Source organism: Bacillus cereus group sp. BfR-BA-01379 (assembly GCF_022663605.1).
Taxonomy (GTDB): Bacteria; Bacillota; Bacilli; order Bacillales; family Bacillaceae_G; genus Bacillus_A; species Bacillus_A mobilis.
This window is the reverse complement of the sequence record NZ_JAKUFT010000040.1, coordinates 23,530-48,638: the sequence shown is the minus strand read 5'-3', so window position 1 is coordinate 48,638 and position 25,109 is coordinate 23,530. Positions and strand designations below refer to the sequence as shown.

Here is a 25,109-nt window from a genome sequence, read left to right as displayed (position 1 = left end):
CCACCTGGTTTTGGCTTCTCTTGTTCTTTATCGCCACCTGGCGTCTTTCCATCGCCCTGTGTTTTCCCCGTATCCACCAAACTATCCGGTAAATTTTTACTCGGCTCCACCACAGGCCCACCCATATTAGTTGGCAGTTCCGGCTTTTGTGGCGCTGGTGCATCTGATAATTTGATTAGTGGATCTTTCTTTTCCACCGACACATCATCTGGCTTATACGTCACTGGTGTAATCGGTGATTTATTATTTCCGATTAAGTCTGCTAAATTAATGTTTGGTTTTTCTCCAGGTTTGTCATCTTTTTTTGCAGGATCAGCAACTAAATTTGGGAACATAGACTGTAAGTTACCTCCTGTAATACGGTCATCTTTTTTCTCTTCTGTATTACTTGCTAGTTTTACCGTTTCTCTTCCTGCTGTACTAAAGCCTTTGTCATAAACAAGATATCCTGACGTTCCAAATAAAGCCACCGACATTACTGATATAGCAACTTTTTTTCCTAGATTGTTGTTGTTTTCTTCCATGTTTCTTCCCCTTTTCACATCTTTATTGAATCCAGCCGTTTGTTTTCATCTCTGTTAGTTTTTCTTGTGCTGCTCTTACTTCAGTTTCATTTTCATTTGCTTGTACCGTTTTTCTTAAGAAACGACTCGCTTCTTCATATTTTTTTTGTTTAATTTTAAACATCCCGAATGCAAAATTCACATGCGGATCTTCATCATTTTGTGAATATGCTTCCGTGAAAAATTTCTCTGCTTCATTTCCTTGTCCCACTTTGTCGTATAAAATCCCTATATTCACAAGCGTATTTGTGTCACGAGTCCCGTTGTTAACAACTCTATTGTAAGCCTCTAACGCTTGTTGATACGCCGCATTACTTTTTCCGCCATCTCGTGTTTCATAAAATTGACCAGCTTCATAATATACAATTCCTAATTGATTTAGTAACTCTATATTTTTCGTATCTTTTTGGATTGCAGCTTGTAATACTTGCGATGCTTGTTGATAATTCACTTCTTTTTTTGCACTATCAATTAAATTTGTTTTATTCCAAAGTACATATAAATTCGAAAGTTCAATTGCATATATAGCATTCTTTGAATCTTCCATAATGGCTTCTTTAAAGAAAGATTCTGCTTTATCTAATTGCACAGTTGCAGTTGCTAGTTGTCCTTTTAAATATGAAACAATTGCCTTATCTTCATTTGTTTTCGTACTCATTTTGACAATAACATCTTCTGCTTTTTCAAATTCTTTCATTTTCATATGACTTACAGCTAAATCTCGCATCGCATCTTTTTTATATGGTTCAATTCCTTTTGCATTATTCGCTAATGCTTGTTCGAAATTCGGAACTGCTTCTTGATATTTTCCTATACGGAAATTCGCTGAAGCTAATAGATATGCCGCTTCATTATTTTCTTTATCTATTTCTCTATCTTTTATTAATTTTGTAAGGTAGTCGATTGCAATTTTATTTTTCCCTTCAGCAATGTAAATCGTTGCTAGCTGAAGATGAGCTTCATCTTTTCCTTTCACTGCGATCGCATGACCAACAGCTTCTTCTGCTTTTATATATTTTTTATCATGATAGGCTTGGCGTGCTTGTCCCATAAATTTTTGGTATTTAGCATTTGTTGTATAAAAGTAAAATAGTGTTGAACCACCTATAACAACTACTACAATTGAGCCAATAATCAAAACCCGTTTTTTATTCTTTTTCCACCATTTAGAAAAAGGTGATGGTTCACTTTGTTCATGTGCTACTGTAAGTGGTTGATTGGATGCTTTTGCATTTAAAATCTCATCATCTATATCATATTCCACTTGTTTTTTTGTTTGTTTTCGGCTCTGTAGAATGCTATTTGGCACTGTAATTGTAGCTGCTATTTCTTGCTGCGACTGTGTTCCTTGCTCTTCTTCTATCTCTTTAATAATGCTTTCAATTTCCTGTTTTAACGCCTGATCAATGTTTGGAAATTGTACGATTCGTGAATAGACGAAACAAGCAAATGCTGCATTGTTTTCTCGTTCCAATTCAGTAGCTAATTCCAAATAATGTTGTAGGACCATTTTATTATTTATTTCAGGCTCTTGACTCTCCATAGTTTGAATGATATATGCGAGTTCTTTTTGCAGCGCTGTTGATGGATTAAGTGAATTGAAAATTATTTTATATTCATATAATGCCGCTTGTTTAAATCCTCTCTCTTCTAATAATCTTGCAATTTCCAAACATTTTGATACAAAAAGAGAGTGTTCTTCTGCTGACTGCCTTTCCGCATCAATTTTTATTCTTTCTCTCGCGCTATTAAATACATCGTACCACTGTGCAAAGCTTGGGCATTCTGCAAAAGAATTACTACTCCATGCCTGCTTAAATAATTTTGCAATTTCCCCGTTCCATTGATTATGTAATACTTGCTGAAGTAACGTATATCTTTCACATTCTGTCTGCATTTCTTCCGTTTTAAAGTAACTTGCATCAGTCCATTTTTTATTTCGAACTTCTTCACTACACCAACTTAATATTTCTCCTAATAAAATAGCACCAGCAAATCGATCGGCTTCTTTTTGCCATACTCCACTTGTCAAATACTTTGGTGCGTAACCCGCTGAACCTGCTGGCAATAATGAAGGTCTTTTCGTTTTTGGGCCATACATTTGCTCAACATCAACAAGTTCGATATTGTGCTGACCTTCAATTGCATTTTCACTTAAGAAAGGTACAAGTACGTTGCTAGACGATAAATCATTATGAGCAACTTCATTTTCTTCCATCATTTTAAGTGTTGTAAGAAATGCTTCTGCAATAAAGAAACATTGTTCTTTTGATAACATTCGTTGTTCTTGTAAAATATCAGCCCAAGTTGGACCTTCAATCCAAGGCATTACAATACTATTAGCAAGATCTTCTGATTTTTCGATAGCAGATGTATGTTCTTCTTTAGTAACGATATAGCGTGAACATACTTTCAGACCCACTAAGGAAGAAAGTGGTTTCAAAAATGCTAGTTGATGTTTTTCCTCACGATAACGTTCCTTAAAAACTTTTAATGCAATTCGTTCTACACCATTTTCCTGTTGTAATTGATAAACTGTTCCTTGTCTTCCCTCTTGACCATAGGGCATCTCAATACCAATTACAGCTGGGTGTTTCTCAAAACGATAAACATCTTTATTAAAATTAATTTTTTCTCCTACTTCTGGTCGGAATCCCATTTTATCCCCTTACTCTCGTATTACAATTTTTCAAAAAAGACCAGGAACAATAGCTCCTGGTCTTTTGCAATTGTTCTATTCTTAGTATGCGTTATCTGTGTTACGGAATTTATCAGCGATACGTTTTAAATCTGTTGAAATACCTTCTAAAATTGGAATGTATTGTTGCATTGCTTGTTTAGATTGGATAAATTCTCCACGGAATTTCGCTTGTGTTGCCCCAGCCCATTGTCCTTCTAGACTATTAATATCGCCTTCAAGTCTATTAATTTGACTTTGTGCTTCTCCTGCTGCGTTTTTAAAGTTTCCTGAGATTCTTTCAAGTTCTTCTGGTGTGATTTTAATTTCTGCCATCTTAATAATTTCCCCTTTCAAATCAAAAATGATACAACAATTAGATTATAAACTATATTCATACAATTTTTAAAGGGTTGAATTACAAAAATATTCTATTTTCTAGTAATTTAACCCTATTTTAATATTATTTCACTTTTAATTCAGACCATTTCACACTAATTTTATCTGTCATCGTGCGAAGTAAATGTAATGGTGTATATGCACATTTTATTTTTATTGGCTTTCTACGTATGCAATATCCATCCCCACTTAATAATTCTTGATCCATTTCAGTATGTGGCAGTTTCATATTAAAGAAATACACATCGTTATTTTGTGTCGTTCCCAATAAATATCCAATACTTCTCTTTCTAATTTCCGCAAACCATTTTTCATGAGAATAGCTATTTAAGCTAGACGTAGTAGCAGCTGTCATAAAGTGGATTCCTTTATTTTTACAGTTTTGTACTATTAGTTCTATTTTATTTTTCGCCTCATAATCAGTAGATAATAAAGTTAACATTTGATCGATATCATCAATCGCAATGATTATTCTCTTATATGGAATCTCCACTGTTGCGTTTGGATCTATAGAAGGCATTATTGGTTCTCTATTATTTATTAGCTCTATCAATTCATCTAACATTTCTTTTAATTGCATACCATCTGTAACTGTCTTCTTCACATGTGGTAAATCTCCAAGAGCTAATAAGCCTGTAGGTCTTTCACCAAGGTCTACTAAGTATAGCTCAACCTTTTCAGGAGAGTATTGGTATGTAGTAGTGAATAGAAGTGTTTGTAATAGCGATGTTTTTCCACCTTCTATTCTTCCCCCAATAAATATATGACTCATTTCATCTAAAGAAAAACTTTGTAAACGAATATCCTCTGTTTCTATACCTGCTGAAATATGGGCTGTTTCTAATTTTTCAATCATATGTTCTACAAATATTTCTTTAGGTACCATTGGAATAGCTTTTGCTTTTTCACCATTCCATTCTCCATTCATTTTTTGAATAATTGTCTTTAATTGTTGCGAGTACTCAAGTTCACTTTCGCCAATAAACGGCAATGCTGCTTGGAATAATTCCGGCGGTTGCCCTTTCATTAATCCACGGCCAACAGGAACTTCAATTAACGGGAATTTAGGTCTGCCAACTAAGTTATGATATTCTGTTCCATCTTGCAATTCAAATGTAAGTGCCATCGGTATATTATTACGAACACGATCGAACATATCAATTGTTTGATTCAGAGAGAAATAGAAATATACTCCGTATGTACTTGATTCACGCAATAATAATTCTAATACTTCGTTTTCTTTCTCGAATTCATTTTTGAATCTTATATAACCATCTATCATTACTACTATAGCTGGTATTTTCTTTTCTACCATTCGATTATACATAGAGAATGACTTTGCACCGATATTAGAAAAACTCTCTTTTCTATGCGTGATTTCCTTCTTTAAAAATCCGAATAGACGTTTCATTTTCTCATTTTCGCCTTCTTGTATAATCCCGCCTATATGAGGTAAATCTCTAAAATCTAAGAACATACGACCAAAATCAATAACATAGAAATTCACTTCTTCTGGTGTGTGAGATACAGCTAAGGACATAATAATAGTTTGCAACATCGTCGTTTTTCCTGTACCTGGCATACCATAAATATTTAAATGCCCTTCTTGTAAATCTAACTTCAGAGGAAATTGTGCTTGATTTGCAACATCATCAATTAATCCTACCGTTACTTGTAAATATTCTTTTGATTTATTCCACTCAGCAATTGTCCAATCTTCCATAGCATAAAATTCTTTTAACAATAATTTTTCCGGTAATGGATCCAGCCAAGGTCCTGGTAATGCTTTAATATTTTCTTTTTCTGATACGCTCTGTACATATTGAATAAAAGCTTGTAGTTGTTTTGGACTATTTGTCATTGGTTTTGGACGCTTTTTCACTTTTATTCTTTCACCCGAGAGCTTAACTTCTGTAAAATCAACAATATCAAGAACTTTCTCTTCATCTGGATTATAAGGTGCTCCGCTCCATGCTGATTGGAATAATTCCAATACTTCATTGCTACCTACTTGGAGATACCCTCGTCCTGGTACATTGATTTTTGATGCATCTGGAATCTTTAACATTTCACGACTATCCGCATCATCTTGTACACGTAAACAAATTCGAAAACGCGAGTTACTCCAAATCTTGTCATTTACAACCCCTGAAGGTTTTTGAGTCGCTAATAATAAGTGAACTCCCAACGTCCTTCCTATTGCAGCGACACTAATTAGCTCGTCCATAAATTCTGGTTGTTCCTTTTTCATTTGAGCAAACTCATCAATAACAATAAATAAATGTGGTAAAGGTTCTTTTTCACGCCAGCTTGTTTCATAATATTCATCTAGATGCTGAACATTTCCAGCCTGAATGAATAATTTTTGTCTACGCTCTAATTCTGCCTTTAATGAAATTCTGGCACGCTCAATTAAATTTGGATCTTCTAAGTTCGTAATAGATGCAATAATATGTGGTAATCCCGCAAATGTGTTTGACATTCCACCACCTTTATAGTCGATAAGCATAAATGCCATCTCATGAGGATGATAGGTTGCCGCTAAGGCGGCTATTATAGACTGAATTACTTCACTTTTTCCTGATCCAGTTGTACCAGCCATTAGACCGTGCGGACCATGCCCTTTTTTCTCTATTTTATCGTGAATATTTAGAAAAACAGGTTTACTTCCTTCTCTTACACCAATTGGAACCGGCAATGAAGTCGGATATCGATTTCCTTTCCATCTCTCTAATACTTGTAACTCTTCCATATTTTTAGCTTGAAACAAGTCTAAAAATGTTAATACTTTCGGAATGTTTGCTGCTGTAGAACTTTTCATTCGAATTGGAGCAATGCTTCGCGCTCCTAGTTCACATCGTTCGAATGAAAGTCGATCTACTTTAAAACTAGCACGCGTTGTCCCACTATTTTCAGCTGAACTTGAAAACGTTTCTACTAACTCACCGTTTTCTCCATTTAAACTTATTACAAGATCACATTCCATCGGTAACCGTTCCTTTTGTTCCGCAAAAATAAATGTAGAAGCTCCTACACTTTCACCTTCTCTAAGTAACATTGGAGTTAAAGGATCATCTTCTAAAAATTCTCTCGCTGATAAGAAAAAGACATACATCGGAATTAAAGGAACTTTTGCATCCGCTTGTGCAGAAGAATTATAGATTCTACGCATGTTAAGTGGGGTAAATAGTACTTCAGCTAGTTTCTGTGCATCTTGTTGATTTTCAGATAAAAAGCGCATACTTCTCTGTTCATCCCATACGTGAGGAAGCCACCTCATCCAATCCCACTGCTTTTTCTCTTTCTCATGATAAAATGCTGCTATTTTCACTTCATTTGGTGCATGATGCGTCATAATTTGCGTCGTTACAATTCGAATAAAGTTTAGTCTATCTTCTTTATTTCCAACTACACCAATTACATCGTTTTTTTTCAAAGAAATGGAAATGTGTCCATTTGGTATCATATTGAAATCCCTTTTGACATTTTGCGCTTCTGTAACTAATGGATTTTCTTCATAACCTTTCTGTTCGGGCACCTTCAATTCTACAAGAAATGGTCTTTCTCCTGTACCAATACGAATATCTAAAAAGTCTGGACTTTCAGGTGTTCTCTCCCATAAATTACTTTCCCGATTTTCAATTCTTTGTACACTTTTTAAGGGGCTTGGGTTTTGTGTAATTAAATATTTTGCTTGTTCAACCTTTAACGTATCTAATTCCACTCGATGCTTTTGAATTTGCTCTAAATATCTTGTTTGTAATTGTTCAACCATTTGACGATGTTCTTTCTTTTTACGGAAATGCCCCATCGTTGTAATTATATATGATCCCAACATCGGAATACTTGAAACCATCATTAATGGCATATAACTTGAATTCATCTTCATAAATTTCATCATTACAAAATATAATACCAATGTTAAAACCGTCATCATGGCAGGCAGTAACATTGTTTCAATTGAAAACTTCGGCTCCTCCGGTATATTCGGTGGATCATGAATAATAACATCCCCTGTCGGTATATCTACTTTCACACGCGGAGAGCGTTGAAAATACGGTGATTTTTGCACAAAACATTTCTCCTTCCCCATCCCAAAACTATTACTCAATGATTTTCCATACATAATCTTCTTCACTAGAAGACATATTTTGTTTAACAGGTTCATTATAAACTTCTTCTGCTGGCATCATTTCAAAAGAAGGGATAATTGCTCCTTTTTTATGTAGCATTACATATTGTCCATCCCACACATCATTATCGCGCAACGTTTCATCATTTCGAATAGAATGCCACTCTTCTTTATCTTTTGCCACTCTAATTTCATAGATCCCGCTTAATGCTTCATCTATTTTTTCATGATATAAAATCGCTTCAATAATTTGCACCACTTTTACGTCATTTGGAATTGCAATATCAATTTCTTCATTTGACTGTTTTATGTATGTCACAATAATCTCTTCCACGTTTATTCACCTTTTTTCCATCATGTTTGTTACCAAGAAACATCTAAAAATGAAATATCATCGCTTGTCGGAGAGTTCTGTGCCCTCTCAATTTCTTTTAATACGTCCTCAAAGTTATACTGCTTAAGTGACACAAGTCCGTCTGAGTGAATAACTATCCGATTAGCTTCTTGTCTAGATAATACCTTTGAAAAAACCGCCAATTCCCCACCAATAATGCCTCGCTGTGTAGACCATCTTTTCTCTATATTTCTCTTAAACTTCATTACATTCGAACAATTCTCCTTATCTTGAAACAATTGTACAAACGAATCGCCATGTGTAACTATCGTTATTTGTACTTTATCTTGATTTGGAATGAGTTCTATTTTCCCGCCAATAAACATCGTTTCACTACCTTTTTTTCGCTTTTCTTCCAAAACATCGCGTAGTAACCACGGTGTTTCTTCTGGCAATCGAAATGCACTCACTTCCTCTGAAGCTTCTTCTATCCAATTATTTAACTGTTCATTTAATAATGTAGCAATATCCAGTCCACTTTCTTGACATGTATCAAACAAGTTTACTAACTTCATACCAAGAAATTCCGCAGCAATTTCACCATGAAAAGATAGCCCTACACCATCACATAAGGCAAATATGAAACTAGTTCCATTATCTAGTAATACTAGAAAGTCTTGTCCACTCTCATTTAAATCCTGCGTTTCTTTTGCTCTTACATAACTATATCTATAAGTAAAATGTTTCGTTTCCTTTTCTTGCAATACCGTTTCTTCCTTTTGTGATAGGATATATTTCACCTTACTCTCTCCTCCTATCGAACCGGCGTTGCAGCAGACATTTGAAATCCAAGTGATACTAAGTCAGCATTTGTCCCAGGAAACATCATCACAGCACCATCAGTAATATGAAACCCATGTTCCGTCATCATCTCACGATAGCTTTGAGGTATAGGCGATGAAAGTCTTTGCAACTTTGCACCATATTCATCTGTAATCACTGTATTTGGCATAATCCCTTCCCACTTCTTTATATTAGAAATTTGTTCTTGCATAATTTCATCTGAAATAAAAATATTTTCAATTAGTACGTTTCCATCAGGTACAGACATATTCATAATTCTTCGTACAATTAATTCTGGATCTTCACCAGTTGATGCTCCATCTGTCATATGACAAACAACAGGAGCTGGCCCATCTTGTAAATTTGGTAATTCCTTTTGCAATAACTTCTCCACTACAGAGAAAGCTTTTGCTGTATCAGTTAAACGATGCGTTTGAATTTTTTCTAATGGGCGCAGTCTTGCTACCTCGTCTATTGTTTTCACACCACCCAATAAATCAAAAACATGATCACTATAGGCTAAAATAGATAACTTATACCTTGGAAGCAGGCGACTACCTTTTGTTGAACGAAATACCATTTGGCGAATTGCTAAAGAAAGAGCATCCGTCACAATATCAATTCTTCTTTTTTCTTCTCCACCTGCATCCATCATTTGGTTCATTGATGCGCTTACATCAAGAAGATAAATTATATAAGCTGGTGTTTGTTGTGTTGCTTGAGTTTGATATAACATGTTTCATACCCTTCCATACATTATTATATGAATCTTTTTTATATTCATATTTCATTATAACTTATGAATTTTCTTTTTCTCAATTCATTATAAAATGTTCTTAATATAATTTACATATTTTCACACAAAAAATTATTTCTTTTAACATGTGTTGAAAGGAATAACCCCCTTCTATACTATAGAAGAGGGTTATTCTTACGGTATAAGACGCGTACAATCTCTCGGAAAAGCACTCGCCTCTCGTACATTTATTAATTCTAATAGTTTATATACAATCCTTTCTAACCCAATTCCGAAACCTCCATGCGGGGGACAACCGTATCGGAATGTATTTAAATAAGATTGAAATTTCTCTGGGTGTAATCCTTTTTCTTTAAACGAAGCGAGTAACATTTCATAATTATGAATTCGCTGTGCCCCTGACGTTATTTCTAACCCTTTATATAATAAGTCGAATGAATCAGTAATAGCTGGATTCTCTTTATTTTGCATCGTATACATCGGTCTCGCTTCTTTCGGATAATGTGTAATGAAAACAAATTCACTATTATATGTTTCCTTTACATATCTCCCTAGTAACTTTTCACCTTCTGTATCTAAATCCCCTACAGGAGATTCTTTACGATACTTACTTTTCAAAATTTCTTGTGCTTCTAACAATGTAATTTTAGGTATTTCAGTAATAACAGGTACTTCTATTTGTAATAGTTGTAGTTCTATTTCACATTTTTTTGCTACTTGTTGAAACATATATTGTAAAACATCCGTTTCTAGTTGCATCACTTCATAAAAATCATGAATAAATCCAAGTTCTACATCTAACGATATATATTCATTCAAATGACGGGAAGAATTATGATGTTCCGCTCTATAAACAGGTGCAATTTCAAAAACACGTTCTAGTCCCCCAGCCACCATCATTTGCTTATAGAACTGTGGTGATTGTGCTAAATAAGCTTCTTTTTGGAAGTATGGAAGTTTAAAAACATTTGCTCCTCCTTCTGCCCCTTGCGAAACAATTTTCGGCGTAAAGATCCGTGTGAAATCGTTCTCTATAAGAAATTCACTAAAGCTCTGAACGAGTGTAGATTTCACTTTAAAAATCGCTGCGGTTCGCTCATGTCTTAATGAGAGTACCCGCTCATTAAGTAGTTGATCTAAGCCAACTTGTAACTTCTTTTTGTTTATTTCAAATGGAAGTGGTTCTGCACCGTTTATTACTTTCACTTCATGAGCAAGTACTTCAACACCCAATTCTGTTTTCGATGTCTCGACTATTTCACCAATTACGTGGACGACACTTTCTACATCAACTTTATATCCAGCCAATTCATTTTCTAATACACATTGAATTACTCCTGTTCTGTCCCGTAATAATAAAAAACTAACATTTCCAAGATGACGAATCTTTTTTACCCATCCTTGAAGTAATACAACATTCCCGCTTTGCTTTGTACATTCTTTTGTGAGTGAACGCTTCATTATTGAATCCATTATTTTTCCCTCCAGTAATTTTATATTTATTTACGTTATTGTTGTCATCGTCATCATCCACGGTCACTCACCCCCTTTCAAAGAATACAAAAATCCGCCCCTATAAATAGGGACGGATTTTTTCCGCGGTACCACCCAAATTGTCATACTGACCATCTTAGCCCTGATAACGGTAGGTACCGTTTGCTTTTACTAATAATCACGTTCAAAGCAACACTCACAGGTGTCTTTCCATCATGCGGTATCGCAACCTTTTCAGCAACCGATTGCTCTCTGTAGACCTTTGCATCATGTACTTTTCCTGATCATCACTTTTTTATATTTACAGAGTATTCTATCTCTTTACTTTATAAAACGCAAGCCTTTTTAAATATATTTTCATTTTTCATATCCAATTTTGTACAATCTCCTCTAAAGCCATTCCACGTGAGCCTTTTAATAATACGATGTCATTTTCCGTTATAACTTTTAATACTTCCTCTGCAATCTTGGTCTTATTATTAAATGACTGTACTTTTTCTGTATCATATTTCTTTCTCGCTTCTTCCGCTACAATTTCAGCTAACTCTCCATAAGTGAATACATATTGAATACTCTCTTGATTGAGCATTTTACCAATTTCTCTATGATATGTTTCAGCATTCTTCCCTAACTCCAACATATCCCCAATTACTATCATTTTTTTCTTATAGGCATTTAATGTCTGTAACGTTTCAATTGCAGCCTTCATTGAAGAGGGACTAGCATTCCACGCATCGTCAATAATTGTAAAACCTGTTTTGGCAGTTAAAAATTGAAAGCGCATATGAGTAATATTTACTTGCCGCAATGCTTCCTGTATTTTTTCTGTAGGGACATTATAATATTGACCTACTGCGATTCCGACGATCGTATTTAAAATATTATGTTTTCCATATAAGGGAACATCGTACTGTATTTTTGAATCATTTACTTTAAAATGAACACCATATTCATCTAATCTCACGTTTGTTGGAAACAAATCATTTGTATACTTTTCACCAAATGCCTTACAATTTATTCTTGGTAGATTCTTATTTTGCAAAAGCAATGGTTCATCACCATTATATAAAAACAAAGCATTTTCTTTTAACCCATCAATAATTTCTAATTTAGCGTTCGCAATCTCTTCTTTTGATCCAAGCGTTTCTAAATGTGATTGTCCAATCATAGTAATGATCGCTACATCTGGCTGTGCTATTTTTGATAAGTTTCGAATTTGTCCTTTTTCACTCATTCCCATTTCAAGTATTAAAAACTCTGTATCTCGTTTCATTTCTAAAATTGTTAACGGCAAACCGATTTGACTATTTAAATTCCCCTTTGTTTTATGCACACGATAAGTTGTACTTAAAATCGTGTTTACAATATCTTTTACCGTTGTCTTGCCATTACTCCCTGTAATTCCAATCACTTTTACATTTAGCTCTTCTCGGTAAAATTGTGCCAATTGTTGCAAAGCAAGCAAAGTGTCCTCTACAAATATAACTGGCATTCCTTTTGGCGGAGTACCGTGAGACTTTTTCCATAAGGAAGCGACAGCTCCATTATCCATTGCCTCCTTCACATAATCATGTCCATCTTTCACCCTAATGATTGGAACAAATACATTTCCTTCTTTAATGCTTTTGGAATCTATGCAGACACCATGTATCTCTATTTGATGAAACGATTCTTGTAACCCTTCGCCACCTACTACCTCTTCAAGTTTTTTCAAATTCATCTGAATCAAAAGCATCACCTTTTTCCATTTTATTACATAATAACTGTTTTGTTTACGCATATTAATAAAGTGAAACTTTAATCAGCCCTCACCAATCGGGCTTTTACGGGAAGCCCCCCACCTAACTTCTTTGCTTTCCCTGAATTTTGAGGTGGAGGGTCTGACTGTCCGGCAAATAGCGGGATAAAAACTTTGTAGCGAGGTGTTCTTATGAAAAAAGCAATTAGTTTCTTTCTTCTTTTGTTATGTCTAATTGTAGTGAATGAAACGTACGCCTATTCACCAAAAGCTTTACCAATCTCCCAAAACTCTGATCAATGGCAAGTGAATATCGATGAACCGAAGAACATAGATAAAAATATGCTTCAAGCTAAAAAAGATGAATTTAATACATATCAATTTTCAGTAAAAAATGTTGGAAACAGTGAAGTATATAACGTACAAGTCGAAGTATTCCGCAACGCGCCAAAAACAAAAACGAAATATGAACTCTTTTCCCTAAAGGAAAGTCGTTTAGCAAGTGGAAAAACTGGATTTAGACATGCTAATTTTCCAGTTGCTACAAAAGCAGATGTAGTTGATGTAATCATTACTTGGCAAGAACACCCTTTCCGCTCCATGAGAAACGGTCAAAAAGTTGAGTCTAGAAAATTTAAAGAGCATTTTGTTTTTAAAGACGAGAAAAAATAAACGAATGCAGCTAAATTCACACTACCATTCATGTAGCTACCTTTACTAGTACCAGTCCATAAGCAAATTAAAAAGTCGTGGCTTATAAATGCCACGACTTTTTATATTAATTCGTACTAATTCCTCTTGCTGCCCAAATACGATCGATATCAGCAGCATGTTGTCCGCCATATAAAAGAGCATCCGCTTGCTTAATCGCTTTTGCTCCATCACTGAATTTAGAGTTTGGTGTTAATGACCAGTGTGATTGTAAAATGATTTTTGTTGCTACATCACGGCCAAAAGCTTGTGCCATTTCGTATTGACCTTGAGCCCAAATTTCACCATCATCATGCACTTCATTCGTTATATCTTTCGGATATACTTTATTCGTATCTAATCGTCGTAAGCATGTTGGATCTGAACTAGAATAAGCTGTCGCATCCCATTCTCCAACACATGCTTTACCATATCCAGTAGTTGATACTGCATCTTCATATGTAGCACCTAAGAAGTCGCCAAATCCTTCTCCCATCGCTCCACCTTCTGCTGAACTACCAAAGCCAGGAACTTGGTTATCTTGAATCGAATGCCCATACTCATGTGCGATAATACCAGCATCTTCTGCATCATCAACACCTCCAGTACCGAAAGTTAAAGCTTTTGTTGATGGAGAATAGAATGAGTTATCATCAGTTGTACCATTAACATTCACTTTTATCGAACGGTTATTAATATTTTTAAAACCTAACCCTTGAATGTAACGCTGTAATGTATCGATATGATAATACGACATCACATCTTCAAAGCTATCATTTGCGCGTGTGTAGTTAAATTGTAAATTCGTAGATTTTGTTTTCGCCTTTGAAGAAATCGTTACATACTCTCCAATTAAAAATCCTGTTCCATCTAAACCTTTTAACGTAACAGTCTTCAATTGGTTCGTTAGCGCCGTTGAATCTGCATCGTTATTATCTTTTAAACCTACTTTACTACCACTAGATACGACCGGATTAGGTAAAAATACTTTTCCTGACCCTTCTGCTTTTCGGTTTATATCAACCTTTTTAATTAACTTTCCATTTTCTGCATCAATAAATGTTTCCCATGCACCAAATGGATTATTAGAATGGACTACAACTTTATATACTGGACGAGCAATTCCTGCTTCAACAATATATCCGAACTCTTTATCTGTAGGCGCCCATAAATTTTGCTCACTTGCTTCTCCAACATACGCCATTGATTTTTGTATTGCATCTTTTTCACTAATTTTTGTCGTTACTTCCTTCACACCATTGACCGATTGATAATCAGAAACAGCAAGTACTCCCTTTCCCTCTCCGTTAAGTGTAACTGTAATTTGTTTTGAAAATACAGGCGCACCATTCACAACTTGTTGGAACCTAACATATGAAGCTACTGACGTTTCTGTTGTAGAAATATATTGCAAGTCTGAGAGGTCAGCTTTCAATCCATACTGCGCAGCATTTTCTTTTAAATATTCAGTTGCTTTTTTCTGCGGTGAATAAGCTTCTAGCTTTACTTGCTGTTGTTTTTCCAATGCCGAAACCGTAGAAATCGTCCCCATTACTAATGGCACAGTCATTGCCATTGCCACCATTTTTTTATTAAACATAGAACCACTCCCCCTAATAAAGTAGCTCAACCTTATCCCATTACCACTAGGCAATCATTCCCCACAAAATGGGGGGATAAAAATTGAATCTACGAGTAATTCTCTATAAACAATTCTATTACCTTTCCATTTAGGGTGAGTGAAATTTTCTCAATATTTATGTGTAAAGTAAAAACAATACTTTAGAAAGAAATTTCTAAATCCATTCCTTCCCTTCCCCCCGAAACTTTTCATATTACTGTGTAAAAAAATAGGCCATTTTTTACCTAACGGTAGGTTGAAAAAAACACTTATGAATGATACGATGTTAATAACCTTTTTTTAGGAGGAACTATATGAGTAAAAGTGAAGAAACACTCTCTTCAATAATGGAAGCAAGTTATCGCCTTTTTGCTACGTACGGTATTGCTAAAACAACTTATACGATGATTGGTGAGGAGGTTGGTATCGCAAAACCATCTATATATTACTACTTTAAGTCTAAAGATGCCTTAATTGAATGTATTTTTACAGAATTATGTAAAGCGATGCAGTTCTCTTCGTATTTTCATACAGAAGAATTTACGAAACCAAATTTTATTGAAAAATGCACTGCAATTGGTCTTAAAATAATTGATGAACAGCGAAACGACCCTTATTTTAATCGTGTGTTGCAAGAGTATGTATTACTATCTTCCAGAAACAATATGTACAAAGATCGATTACTAACTGTGCAAACAGAATATTTACATGGATTTGAAGTACTCCTTACAAAAGCAAATGAACTTCAATTAATTGAAAATAAAAATCTAGTTTCAAAATCTCATATGTTAGCATTAGTGCTTGATAATATCGGAAATTTTATGATGATTGATGCAAAGATAGATTATAAGCAAATTTGGATTGAAGCTGTAAATAGCATTTTTGAAAGAAGGGATTGAAGTGAATACAAAAAAGCGCATTATCGGCTTAGATTTTGCTAGAGCTTTGGCGATGTTTGGTATGCTACTTGTCAATTTCATGGTGATAACAGGTGCAGAAGGAAATGGTCCCCCTTTTTTAATAACCATCATGTCAATATTTGAAGGTAGAGCTTCTGCTTTGTTTGTTATACTTGCAGGCATCGGTATAACTTTAATGACTAGGTCAGCCGTTGCTAGCAATGAACAAATAAAAATTTCTAGTAGTCGAAAGACCATATGGAAACGATCACTATTCTTATTTATTTTAGGATTACTACTATATGTAATGGAGTGGACTGGGGATATATTACACTACTACGGTGTTTACCTTTTCGTCGCTGCATTCCTTATTACCGTACGCAAAAAAGTATTACTATTGCTATCTATTATTATCCTACTCATCGCACAATCTCTTCAGCTTACTTTTAATACTTTCGAGGGCTGGGGAGGTCCAACTCCATTTATAAATTATGTAGACTTCTGGACAATAAAGGGTTTTCTTCGCAACTTATTCTTTAATGGGTATCACCCAATTTTTCCTTGGTTCTCGTTCTTCTTAATCGGTATGATAATTGGCAGGTTAGATCTTCATAATAAGAAAATTAAAGAAAGATTACTCTTACTCGGTATTACAATCACAATATTGACAGAACTTTTATCAAAAGGACTTACACACTTTTTTATTCCATACATCAGCAAAGAGGTCGCCACATTTTTATTTAATACAGGACCCATCTTACCAAACATTTTATATATTTTATCTGCTACAGGATCCGCAATTACTATATTAATCATTTGCCTCAATATCGCTGAAAAATATAGAAACACTTGGTTTGTCACTTCCATTGTACAAACAGGACAATTAACGTTAACTCATTATGTCAGTCATGTATTTATCGGTATTGGGACATTAATTCTATTAAATAGAATGGAACATCAATCACTACTATTCGTTTTATTATTTGCTACTGCATTTTTCATTTTCAGCATTGTAATTAGTGTGTTATGGAGAAAGAAATTTTCTAGAGGACCTATCGAATGGATTATGAGGAAATTAGCTAGTTAATTTACCTCCATACGAAAAAGGAAGTTGGAATGATTCCAACTTCCTTTTTTCTTTAATGAGCCGCGCTTAATTTAATTCGAACTTTCGCTTCACCTAAAGATAGTTCATCGTCTTCATTCGTTAAGTGATCAAATGTAAATTGCTTAACGAGTAAATTTTCTTCCAATAAATCTTTATGGTTCGTTAATGTGCGTTGTAGTTCTTCCTCTGTATCAAGAATAACATCTACTCGTAAATTAACCGGTAAATTCAACTGTTTACGATATTCTTGAACTGCTCGAATGAATTCACGCGCTACTCCTTCTTGTAACAATTCTTCCGTTACATTCGTATCTAACATAACTGTATATTGTCCGTTAGTCGTATTAGAAAATCCTGATTTTGCAACTTTCTCAACTAACACATCTTCATCAGTTACAACTACTTCTTCTCCTGGTGTTGCTTCGTAAACTGCTCTTCCAGTTGATACAAAGTTTTGTACTTCTTCTTGTGATAATTGTTTTAGCCAACCATTCACTGCGTTCACATTTTTACCAAACTTCGGCCCAGCTGTTTTAAAGTTAAGCTTTAATTGATAGGACGTATATTTCGTTTCATCGAGTTCAACATGGAACGCTTTTACATTTAACTCATCCATGACGATATCACGATAAGATTCCCAATCCATATCATTCTCGTTATGCTCAAGTAATACAAGTTCTGCTAGCGGCTGTTTTACTTTTAAAGAATGCTGATTACGGTTACTTCTTCCAAGTTCAACAACTTGTAAAACAGCATCCATTTCTGCTTCTAATTTCGGCTGAAGTAGTGATTCATTCACAACTGGATAATCCTCTAAATGAACGCTACTTCCAGTTAAATTTAAATGAATATCTTCAGCGACAAACGGTGTAAATGGTGCAATTAATTTACTAATTGTCACAAGTACTTCATAAAGTGTCTCATACGCAGCTGCTTTTTCAGCACTCATACCAGACTCCCAGAAACGATTACGTGATCGTCTTACGTACCAGTTACTTACTTCATCTACAAGTGCCGCGATTTCACGAGCTGCATTCGTAAATTGATAATCATCAAGTGCTGTTCTCACTTTTTTTGTTGTGCTATGCAATCTTGATAATACCCATTCATCCAATTTCGTCCGCTTTACATCATACGTTTCTTTCGGATTATACTCATCTAAATTTGCATATAAAACGTAGAAACTATACACATTGACTAATGTATCTACAAATTTAGATTTTGCTTCCAGTACTGTTCTTTCAGAAAAACGCTTCGCATTCCACGGAGCACTATCAACAAGTAGCGCCCATCTTAAAGCATCTGCACCAAACTGATTGACTAAATCAACTGGATCTAGTGCATTCCCTTTACTCTTAGACATTTTCTGTCCTTCTTCATCTAGAACATGCCCTAGTGATAGCACTCGTTTATACGGTACTTTTCCTGTATATAGTGCTGATACTGCTAATAAACTATAAAACCAGCCGCGTGTTTGATCAATACCTTCTGCAATTACATCTGCTGGAAACTGTTCTTCAAATAACTCTTTATTTTCAAATGGATAATGATATTGCGCAAATGGCATGGAACCACTATCAAACCAAACATCAATTACTTCTGGTGTACGATTCATTGTACTTCCGCATTTTTCGCAGCATACTTGCACTTCATCTACATATGGCTTATGCAATTCTAAATCTTCCGGTGTTTCTTTCGTACTATGCTTTCTTAAATCAGCAATGCTTTTCGGTGCGAATTGATGATCGCAACTTTCACATTCCCATACGTTTAATGGTGTTCCCCAATATCTATTACGGCTAATATTCCAGTCCACCATATTTTCTAAAAACTTACCAAAGCGTCCATGTTTCATATGATCTGGATACCAAGTAACAGAATCGTTATTTTGTAAAAATGTATCTTTAATTGCAGTTGTTCGGATTAACCAACTCTCTCCTGCATAATAAAGAAGTGGTGAATCACAGCGCCAGCAATGTGGGTAGCTATGTTCATACTTTTCTTTATGATATAGTAAACCTTCCTTCGCTAAATAACGAACGATATCCACGTCACAATCTTTTACAAACTTGCCTTTCAAAAATGGTACTGCTTCTGTATACTCACCTTTCTCATCTACAACGTGTAAGAATGACAATCCTGCACTTTGAACGACTCTATAATCGTCCTCCCCATATGCTGGAGCGATATGAACAAGTCCTGTACCACTATCTGCCGTGACAAAATCTGCTGCGATAACGTGGTAGCCATTTGTAACTTCTTTCATTGGAAATGGCGGCATATACGATGCGTTTACTAATTCTTCACCTTTATGAACAGATAATACTTCATAGTTTTCTTTTAATACATCTTGTACACGTTCTTTCGCAACAATGTATACATGACCTTCTTGTTTCGCTTTCACGTATTCCATATTTGGATGTACAGCGAGCGCAACATTTGCTGGAAGTGTCCAAGGTGTCGTTGTCCAACCTAGGAAATACTCATTTTCACTATCTTTCACTTTAAACTTAACTGTTGCACTTAAATCTTTTACTGTTTTATAGCCTTGTGCAACCTCATGTGAACTTAGTGAAGTTTGACAACTTGGACAATATGGTGAAACTCTATGTCCCTTATACAATAAGCCTTTTTCATGAATCGTTCCTAAAATATGCCATACACTTTCGATATATGGATTCTCTAACGTAACGTATGGATCATCCATATCTACCCAATAACCGATGCTTTCAGTGAATTCACGCCACTGCTTCTCATATGTGAATACACTCTCTTTACACTTCTGAATAAATGGCTCAATTCCATACTCTTCGATTTCATGCTTACCAGAAATACCGAGTTGCTTCTCAACACCTAATTCTACAGGTAAACCGTGTGTATCCCATCCCGCTTTTCTTAACACTTTATAACCAGCCATCGTTTTATATCTTGCTACTACATCTTTAATTGTCCGTCCAAGTGCATGACCTACATGCGGTAATCCATTCGCAGTTGGTGGTCCTTCATAAAACACAAAAGATTGTGCGCCTTCTCGATTCTGAATTGATTGCTCGAAAATACTTTGCTCGTTCCACTGCTTACGAATACGTGTTTCTCTCCCTACAGCTGACTCTTTTACATCTACTTTCTTCATCTACAATCACTCCTTTGAATGTTTTAAAGCACACAAAAAACCCGTCCCTATAAAGTAGGGACGGGTTTACCCGCGTTACCACCCTAATTCTATTAGCTCTTCACTAATAGCACTTAGCAACGTACTGTCATACGTGTTCTTTGTAACGGTAGACATCCGTCCGGGCTTACTTATTTTCAGCCTCGGCTCCTCGGAGATGATTTTCAAATAATGTCTGCACACCGGCTTTCAGCAACATACCGGCTCTCTGGGGAACAGTACACTATTTTACTCTTTCTCGTCTTCAGATTTGTATACTTTGTTAAAAGCTATTTTATGCCATTAGGGAATGAATTGTCAACTAATTCAAAATATATTTTTATTTATGCCCTTTTTCGCGATTGTTATACAATTACTTTTCAAATTCTCGTATTCCAGCTAAATCTTCATCTTCTTCAATAAGCTCAGCAAAGAATCCTGATTCATCCTCACAAAGAACAATTTCAAGCTCTTCCTTCGCCTCTTCAATTCTGTTTAACTGTGCTAAATAACAAGCACGATCGTATCTTGCTAACAAATCACTTGCATCAATTGTTAATACATCATTTGTTATTTTTTCTGCCTTTCGTGTTTGGCCGGCACCATGATATGAAGACGCTAAAGAAAGAAGAATTGCTGTTTCATTTGGATGATGTATAGAAGCATTTTCTAATATATGAATCGCCTCTTCAAACCTTTCTTGACTTTGATACATTTCTCCTAAAGCAAGAAACGCTCTATTTACAAACGGTGTTTGCTCCGTTAATTGTAAGGTAATCTTTTCTGCTTTTCTTTCTTCCCCTATTTTAAAGAATACTTGTGCTTGTAAAAGAAGCGTATCATAATCATCTGGTAACTCTCGAACCATTTGCTTCGTTACTTCCGAAGCATCCCGTAACATATCTTCTTCCTCACACTCTATGAAAAGATTTACAAGTTGCTTCGCTACATCGTAATCCCATTTATTTTCTAACGATGTTTGCAATACATCTATCGCCTCTTTATACATCGCCACATTTTCGTAAAACAGTGCAAATCGCTGCGCTGCCATACTATTTTTCGGATTTAATTTTAATGAGATTTCATATAAATCAATGATTGTAGTAATAATCGAAATTTCTTTCGCACGGTTTTTCATACGATAAAAAGCTCTCGTAATTATGGATTTCTTCGGCTGTTCATTTTGTTGACGTTCAATCCATCTTTCCGTCACCGCAGATGCAGCATACATAAATACCATACTTCTTTCTGCCTTTTTCACTTTTAATGTATGCAGAAAATCTCGTATGTTAGACAATTTCTTATGTTGTTCTATCACTTTTACGTATACCTCAAATATACGTTCATTATTTACATCTTTTTGTATCACTTTCATTGCAATCTCAATTGCTTTTTCATTTCTATTTTTCACTAACACTTTTGCATAATGATATAGAACTTCTGTATGCTCACCGTCTAATTGTAGCGCGTATTCAATCCATGCCTGTTCTTTATCTATTTCATCCATCGCTCCATACACATATGCAATCGCATCTAATCGCCATATTTCAGGTACTTCGTCCGCTAATTGTTCTAGTTCAGTCAGCAATTCTTCCTGAAGATTCATTTCTACTGAAAGCTGTGCCAAATATTCCATGTTAATATGTAACGGCTCTTCTTTCATCGCCTGAACCATATGACTTTGTTCTTTAGTACGGTTTTCTTCTTTTTCGTATATTTCTGCAAGCTGTAAATGTACACCTACGAAATTCTCATCAAGCTCTAAACAGGTTTCATACGCTTGTTTCGCTTCTGTCAATTGCCCTAATGCCATAAGTGTTTCACCAATTCGGTAATACGGTAATGCTGTTTCCTTTTGTTCTATCGCCCTTTTATATCTTTTCATCGCTTGGCCGTACTGACCAATAGATTCATATAAAATACCTATATAACAACCGTATTCACTTACTTCATTTCTTTCTTTGTGTAATGTTCTTAAGAATGCTATTCCTCGTTGTACAAATACCGTTCCTTTAATTCGATTCACATATTCATCTAATGTACTTGCTACATTATATTCGCTCTGCTTTATACCATTCTCTAACTTGGACAATGCTACTTTAAATCCTTCTTCATTTCCACCAAGTTCAACCTCAGCATCCCATAAAACCATTCCCGCATTCATAAGAAAATCTTGGCTCTTTTCAATTTGCTTTTCAATACCGAGTATATATTCTTTAGCTTCCTTGTATTGTTCTCTTGCCATATAAACTTGCGTAATTCCAAAGTGAGAATAAACATCATCATAATTTTCTTCTAAAGCACGAGTATACAATGTTTCCGCTTCTTCCAGGCTATCATTTTGAAAATGATAGTCACCGAGTTTTACGTATAGAGGTGCCTTATCGTCACAATTCTTAATACCTTTTAATAAAATTTCTTTCGTACGTTCCTCATCCTTCAAATCAGATTCGTATATTTCCGAAAGTTTCGTATAAATGTAAGGTGCATTACTATCCAAGTGAATCGCTATTTTAAGCCCTTTAATCGCTAAATGTAATTTTCCTAGATGATGCGCACATCTCGCTCGCTCATACCATACATGTGCCTCATTTTTATACTCTTTTAACAGATCATTAAAAATTCCATACGCTTCTTCATATCGTTCTAAATCTATTAATATTAATCCGTGATTCGTTAAAGTGAATCGTTCTGGACTACGTTCTAAAGCAACTTGAGAAAACTGCAACGCCTTTTCAGATTGGTCGATATACATATATGATAAAGCGAGAAAACTCCAAGCAATCGGCTGATCTGCGTCTAATTGTAACGAGGAACGAAAACTTGAAATCGCTTCTATATAACTTTCCTGTTCAAATGCATATCTTCCGTTTATTAGATGATATAAAGCACGATTATTTTTCTTCTCGACACTTGTAAGCATTTGCCCCGCTTTTTCTAATTCTTGAAGGCGAATAAAACACTGTGCACCATGCAATTTAACAAAATCTGAGTTTGGAAACTTCTCCATTAACTTTTCAATACAACTTATAATAAACTCATTATCTACTTCAACATCTAAATGCTTAACCGTATATAACCACGTATTCGGATTATCACTCGTCTCTTTTAAAAATTGTACTAAGTTATGAATCCCCTCTTTATCATGTTCATCTAAATGGTCCGTAAGAGAAAAAATAGACTTAAAATAATGATTTTCTTCTTCATTTAAAAATGCTAGTTGCTCCTTCTTTTCTTTCGGAACAAACGTAATCGCTAAACCCCCTGTGTAACGATATTTTTCTTGTAACTTACTATATTCTACAATAACGGGTTCTATAAAGTTCGGATCTTGAACATAAAAAGCTTGTAACGTATCATCATACCCAGATAATACTTGCACATGTGAAGCATGCTCAATATCTATACTTAATAAAACAGGAATCCCTTCATCCAGCAGCCTCTTATAATTTTCTTCATTACCTTTAAAATAACGATATTCATAACCTAATTCTTCTAAATAAGAAACAGTATCTGAAAACTTCGAGCCTGTCATATCAAAAATAAACTCTGCTATTTCATCTTGTGTACGTTTTTCTCCCCATAACTGCAACATCATTTCTAAACTGGTCGGAACACAATAATTATCCTTTTGTACAATCGGAACTATCGGTAAATGAACCTTTTTGCCATCTGGATTTTTTTCTAAATTATGATATAAGGACTCTTTTAAACTTTTTTCTACTTTTAATAACTGTTGTAAATCTGCAAGTTTATTCATTTTGTAAAGCGCTTCTGCACGTAAATGAACAAAGTAAGTTTTATACGCATGATAAGGAAGCTGATTATTTATGTTATCTATTACCGCTAACATCTCTTCATACTTCCTTAAATCTAATAAATATTTCACCTTTTCAAAATGAAAATATGGTACTTGCGGGAACTTTACAATCGCATCATCAATGAGCTGTAATGCACGTTTTTGTTCTCCTTGATTCGCATATAACTGTGATAATAAATAGGTAGATAGCTCTTCACAATCTTTATGCTGCATGCCAGCTATAAATTGTTCTTCTGCTTTCTCCCATTCACCTGTATGCATATAGACGTAGCCCCATTTATCAAAAACGGCACGTGCACTGTACTCCTCTGCCTTTTGCATATACATTAGAGCTTCTTCATTTCGTTTCATTTCCAACAAACATCGTACTAACGTAAAATATGTTTTTGCTAAAAGATCAACTTCTATTTCTTCTTTATTTACCTCTTCTAATGAGTCTTTTAACAACTGTTCTACTTCAAGTATTTTCCGCTCATCAATTAACTCATCACAATATAAAGAGAGCGTTCTCATATTTGGGAATTTTTTATAGGCGTAGCGAATGAGGAATGAACTGTATTGGTGCATAAGCCCTTCATCAGTAAGGCGTATTAATATGTCAAACTCCTTATGTGAAGGAACACTAGCAAGCCAATTCTTCACATAAGATAAAGTATTCTTTTCTTTTATATATGAAATTTCATTATTTATTTCCTGTAACCCATCTATAAATCTCTTGTCTTTCAAACAAGCATCTAACTGCTTAAAATCTAGCATGTATTCACCTCGAATATTTATTTGCACTGCTACTTGCTTAGATTTTACACACCATATTGTAGGTATTCAACTAAAATCTCCTATAATGGATAGTATTATTTAATATTATTCTAATTTATAACAAAAT

Annotated in this window: 14 protein-coding genes, 1 pseudogene and 2 other annotated features; of the genes and pseudogenes, 3 read left to right on the top strand and 12 right to left on the bottom strand. The window is 34.9% G+C overall.

All coding sequences use genetic code 11. The annotated features are described in order from the left end of the window. The 9 genes and pseudogenes from MR113_RS16235 to MR113_RS16195 form a co-directional block, all read right to left on the bottom strand. Nucleotides 1-524: pseudogene (locus MR113_RS16235) on the bottom strand (hypothetical protein); the annotation flags it as partial. A 22-nt stretch (nt 525-546) separates the two neighbouring features. Further along, on the bottom strand, nt 547-3,222 hold the full coding sequence (locus tag MR113_RS16230) for a tetratricopeptide repeat protein (RefSeq protein ID WP_242255501.1): 2,676 nt from the start codon (nt 3,220-3,222) through the stop codon (nt 547-549). Between the two features lie 81 nt (nt 3,223-3,303). Next, nucleotides 3,304-3,576, bottom strand: coding sequence for a WXG100 family type VII secretion target (locus MR113_RS16225; RefSeq protein ID WP_002141592.1), 273 nt, complete (start codon nt 3,574-3,576; stop codon nt 3,304-3,306). Nucleotides 3,577-3,703: 127 nt separating this feature from the next. Next, on the bottom strand, nt 3,704-7,711 hold the full coding sequence (gene essC / locus MR113_RS16220; RefSeq protein WP_242255499.1) for a type VII secretion protein EssC: 4,008 nt from the start codon (nt 7,709-7,711) through the stop codon (nt 3,704-3,706). 31 nt (nt 7,712-7,742) lie between these two features. Then, nucleotides 7,743-8,105 carry an EsaB/YukD family protein gene (locus tag MR113_RS16215; RefSeq protein WP_242255497.1) on the bottom strand — a complete coding sequence of 121 codons (363 nt, stop codon included), beginning with the start codon at nt 8,103-8,105 and terminating at the stop codon, nt 7,743-7,745. 29 nt (nt 8,106-8,134) lie between these two features. Beyond that, the gene (locus tag MR113_RS16210) at nt 8,135-8,905 is read right to left on the bottom strand and encodes a PP2C family serine/threonine-protein phosphatase (protein ID WP_242255496.1); all 771 of its coding nucleotides are present in this window, start codon (nt 8,903-8,905) and stop codon (nt 8,135-8,137) included. A 14-nt stretch (nt 8,906-8,919) separates the two neighbouring features. Beyond that, on the bottom strand, nt 8,920-9,684 hold the full coding sequence (locus tag MR113_RS16205; RefSeq protein WP_242255494.1) for a vWA domain-containing protein: 765 nt from the start codon (nt 9,682-9,684) through the stop codon (nt 8,920-8,922). Nucleotides 9,685-9,879: 195 nt separating this feature from the next. Further along, complete coding sequence (gene aspS, locus MR113_RS16200) at nt 9,880-11,178, bottom strand: aspartate--tRNA(Asn) ligase (RefSeq protein WP_242255491.1); 1,299 nt, start codon at nt 11,176-11,178, stop codon at nt 9,880-9,882. A gap of 105 nt (nt 11,179-11,283) precedes the next feature. Further along, nucleotides 11,284-11,496 (bottom strand) — a binding site (T-box leader). Between the two features lie 67 nt (nt 11,497-11,563). After that, entirely contained in the window at nt 11,564-12,928 is a 1,365-nt protein-coding gene (locus MR113_RS16195) for a UDP-N-acetylmuramoyl-tripeptide--D-alanyl-D-alanine ligase (RefSeq protein ID WP_396022468.1), read from the bottom strand. Between the two features lie 201 nt (nt 12,929-13,129). Between MR113_RS16195 and MR113_RS16190 the strand changes: the two genes are divergently transcribed. Next, nucleotides 13,130-13,609 (top strand): hypothetical protein, encoded by a 480-nt coding sequence (locus MR113_RS16190; RefSeq protein WP_242255489.1) that lies wholly within the window; start codon nt 13,130-13,132, stop codon nt 13,607-13,609. Between the two features lie 106 nt (nt 13,610-13,715). Here the strand turns inward: MR113_RS16190 and MR113_RS16185 are convergent, their stop codons facing one another. Next, nucleotides 13,716-15,227 (bottom strand): M36 family metallopeptidase, encoded by a 1,512-nt coding sequence (locus tag MR113_RS16185; RefSeq protein WP_242255487.1) that lies wholly within the window; start codon nt 15,225-15,227, stop codon nt 13,716-13,718. A 335-nt stretch (nt 15,228-15,562) separates the two neighbouring features. Here MR113_RS16185 and MR113_RS16180 point away from each other — a divergent pair, with 335 nt between their 5' ends. Both MR113_RS16180 and MR113_RS16175 read left to right on the top strand, forming a co-directional pair. Next, a complete protein-coding gene (locus MR113_RS16180; RefSeq protein WP_242255485.1) occupies nt 15,563-16,147 on the top strand; it encodes a TetR/AcrR family transcriptional regulator in 585 nt (194 codons plus the stop codon). 1 nt (nt 16,148) lies between these two features. Further along, a complete protein-coding gene (locus tag MR113_RS16175; protein WP_242255483.1) occupies nt 16,149-17,234 on the top strand; it encodes a DUF418 domain-containing protein in 1,086 nt (361 codons plus the stop codon). A gap of 52 nt (nt 17,235-17,286) precedes the next feature. Here the strand turns inward: MR113_RS16175 and ileS are convergent, their stop codons facing one another. Continuing rightward, a complete protein-coding gene (ileS, locus tag MR113_RS16170) occupies nt 17,287-20,388 on the bottom strand; it encodes an isoleucine--tRNA ligase (protein WP_242255481.1) in 3,102 nt (1,033 codons plus the stop codon). Between the two features lie 53 nt (nt 20,389-20,441). Further along, nucleotides 20,442-20,681 (bottom strand) — a binding site (T-box leader). Between the two features lie 98 nt (nt 20,682-20,779). After that, nucleotides 20,780-24,982, bottom strand: a complete 4,203-nt coding sequence (locus tag MR113_RS16165; RefSeq protein ID WP_242255479.1) for a bacteriocin-processing peptidase family protein — start codon at nt 24,980-24,982, stop codon at nt 20,780-20,782. Between the last annotated feature and the right edge of the window lie 127 nt (nt 24,983-25,109).

Bases quoted from the DNA above. Each gene is read 5' to 3' on its own strand.
- MR113_RS16230 (WP_242255501.1), bottom strand. From the start codon at position 3,222: ATGGGATTCCGACCAGAAGTAGGAGAAAAAATTAATTTTAATAAAGAT.
- aspS (WP_242255491.1), bottom strand. From the start codon at position 11,178: ATGGATTCAATAATGAAGCGTTCACTCACAAAAGAATGTACAAAGCAA.
- MR113_RS16225 (WP_002141592.1), bottom strand. From the start codon at position 3,576: ATGGCAGAAATTAAAATCACACCAGAAGAACTTGAAAGAATCTCAGGA.
- MR113_RS16180 (WP_242255485.1), top strand. From the start codon at position 15,563: ATGAGTAAAAGTGAAGAAACACTCTCTTCAATAATGGAAGCAAGTTAT.
- ileS (WP_242255481.1), bottom strand. From the start codon at position 20,388: ATGAAGAAAGTAGATGTAAAAGAGTCAGCTGTAGGGAGAGAAACACGT.
- MR113_RS16165 (WP_242255479.1), bottom strand. From the start codon at position 24,982: ATGCTAGATTTTAAGCAGTTAGATGCTTGTTTGAAAGACAAGAGATTT.
- MR113_RS16190 (WP_242255489.1), top strand. From the start codon at position 13,130: ATGAAAAAAGCAATTAGTTTCTTTCTTCTTTTGTTATGTCTAATTGTA.
- MR113_RS16205 (WP_242255494.1), bottom strand. From the start codon at position 9,684: ATGTTATATCAAACTCAAGCAACACAACAAACACCAGCTTATATAATT.
- MR113_RS16185 (WP_242255487.1), bottom strand. From the start codon at position 15,227: ATGTTTAATAAAAAAATGGTGGCAATGGCAATGACTGTGCCATTAGTA.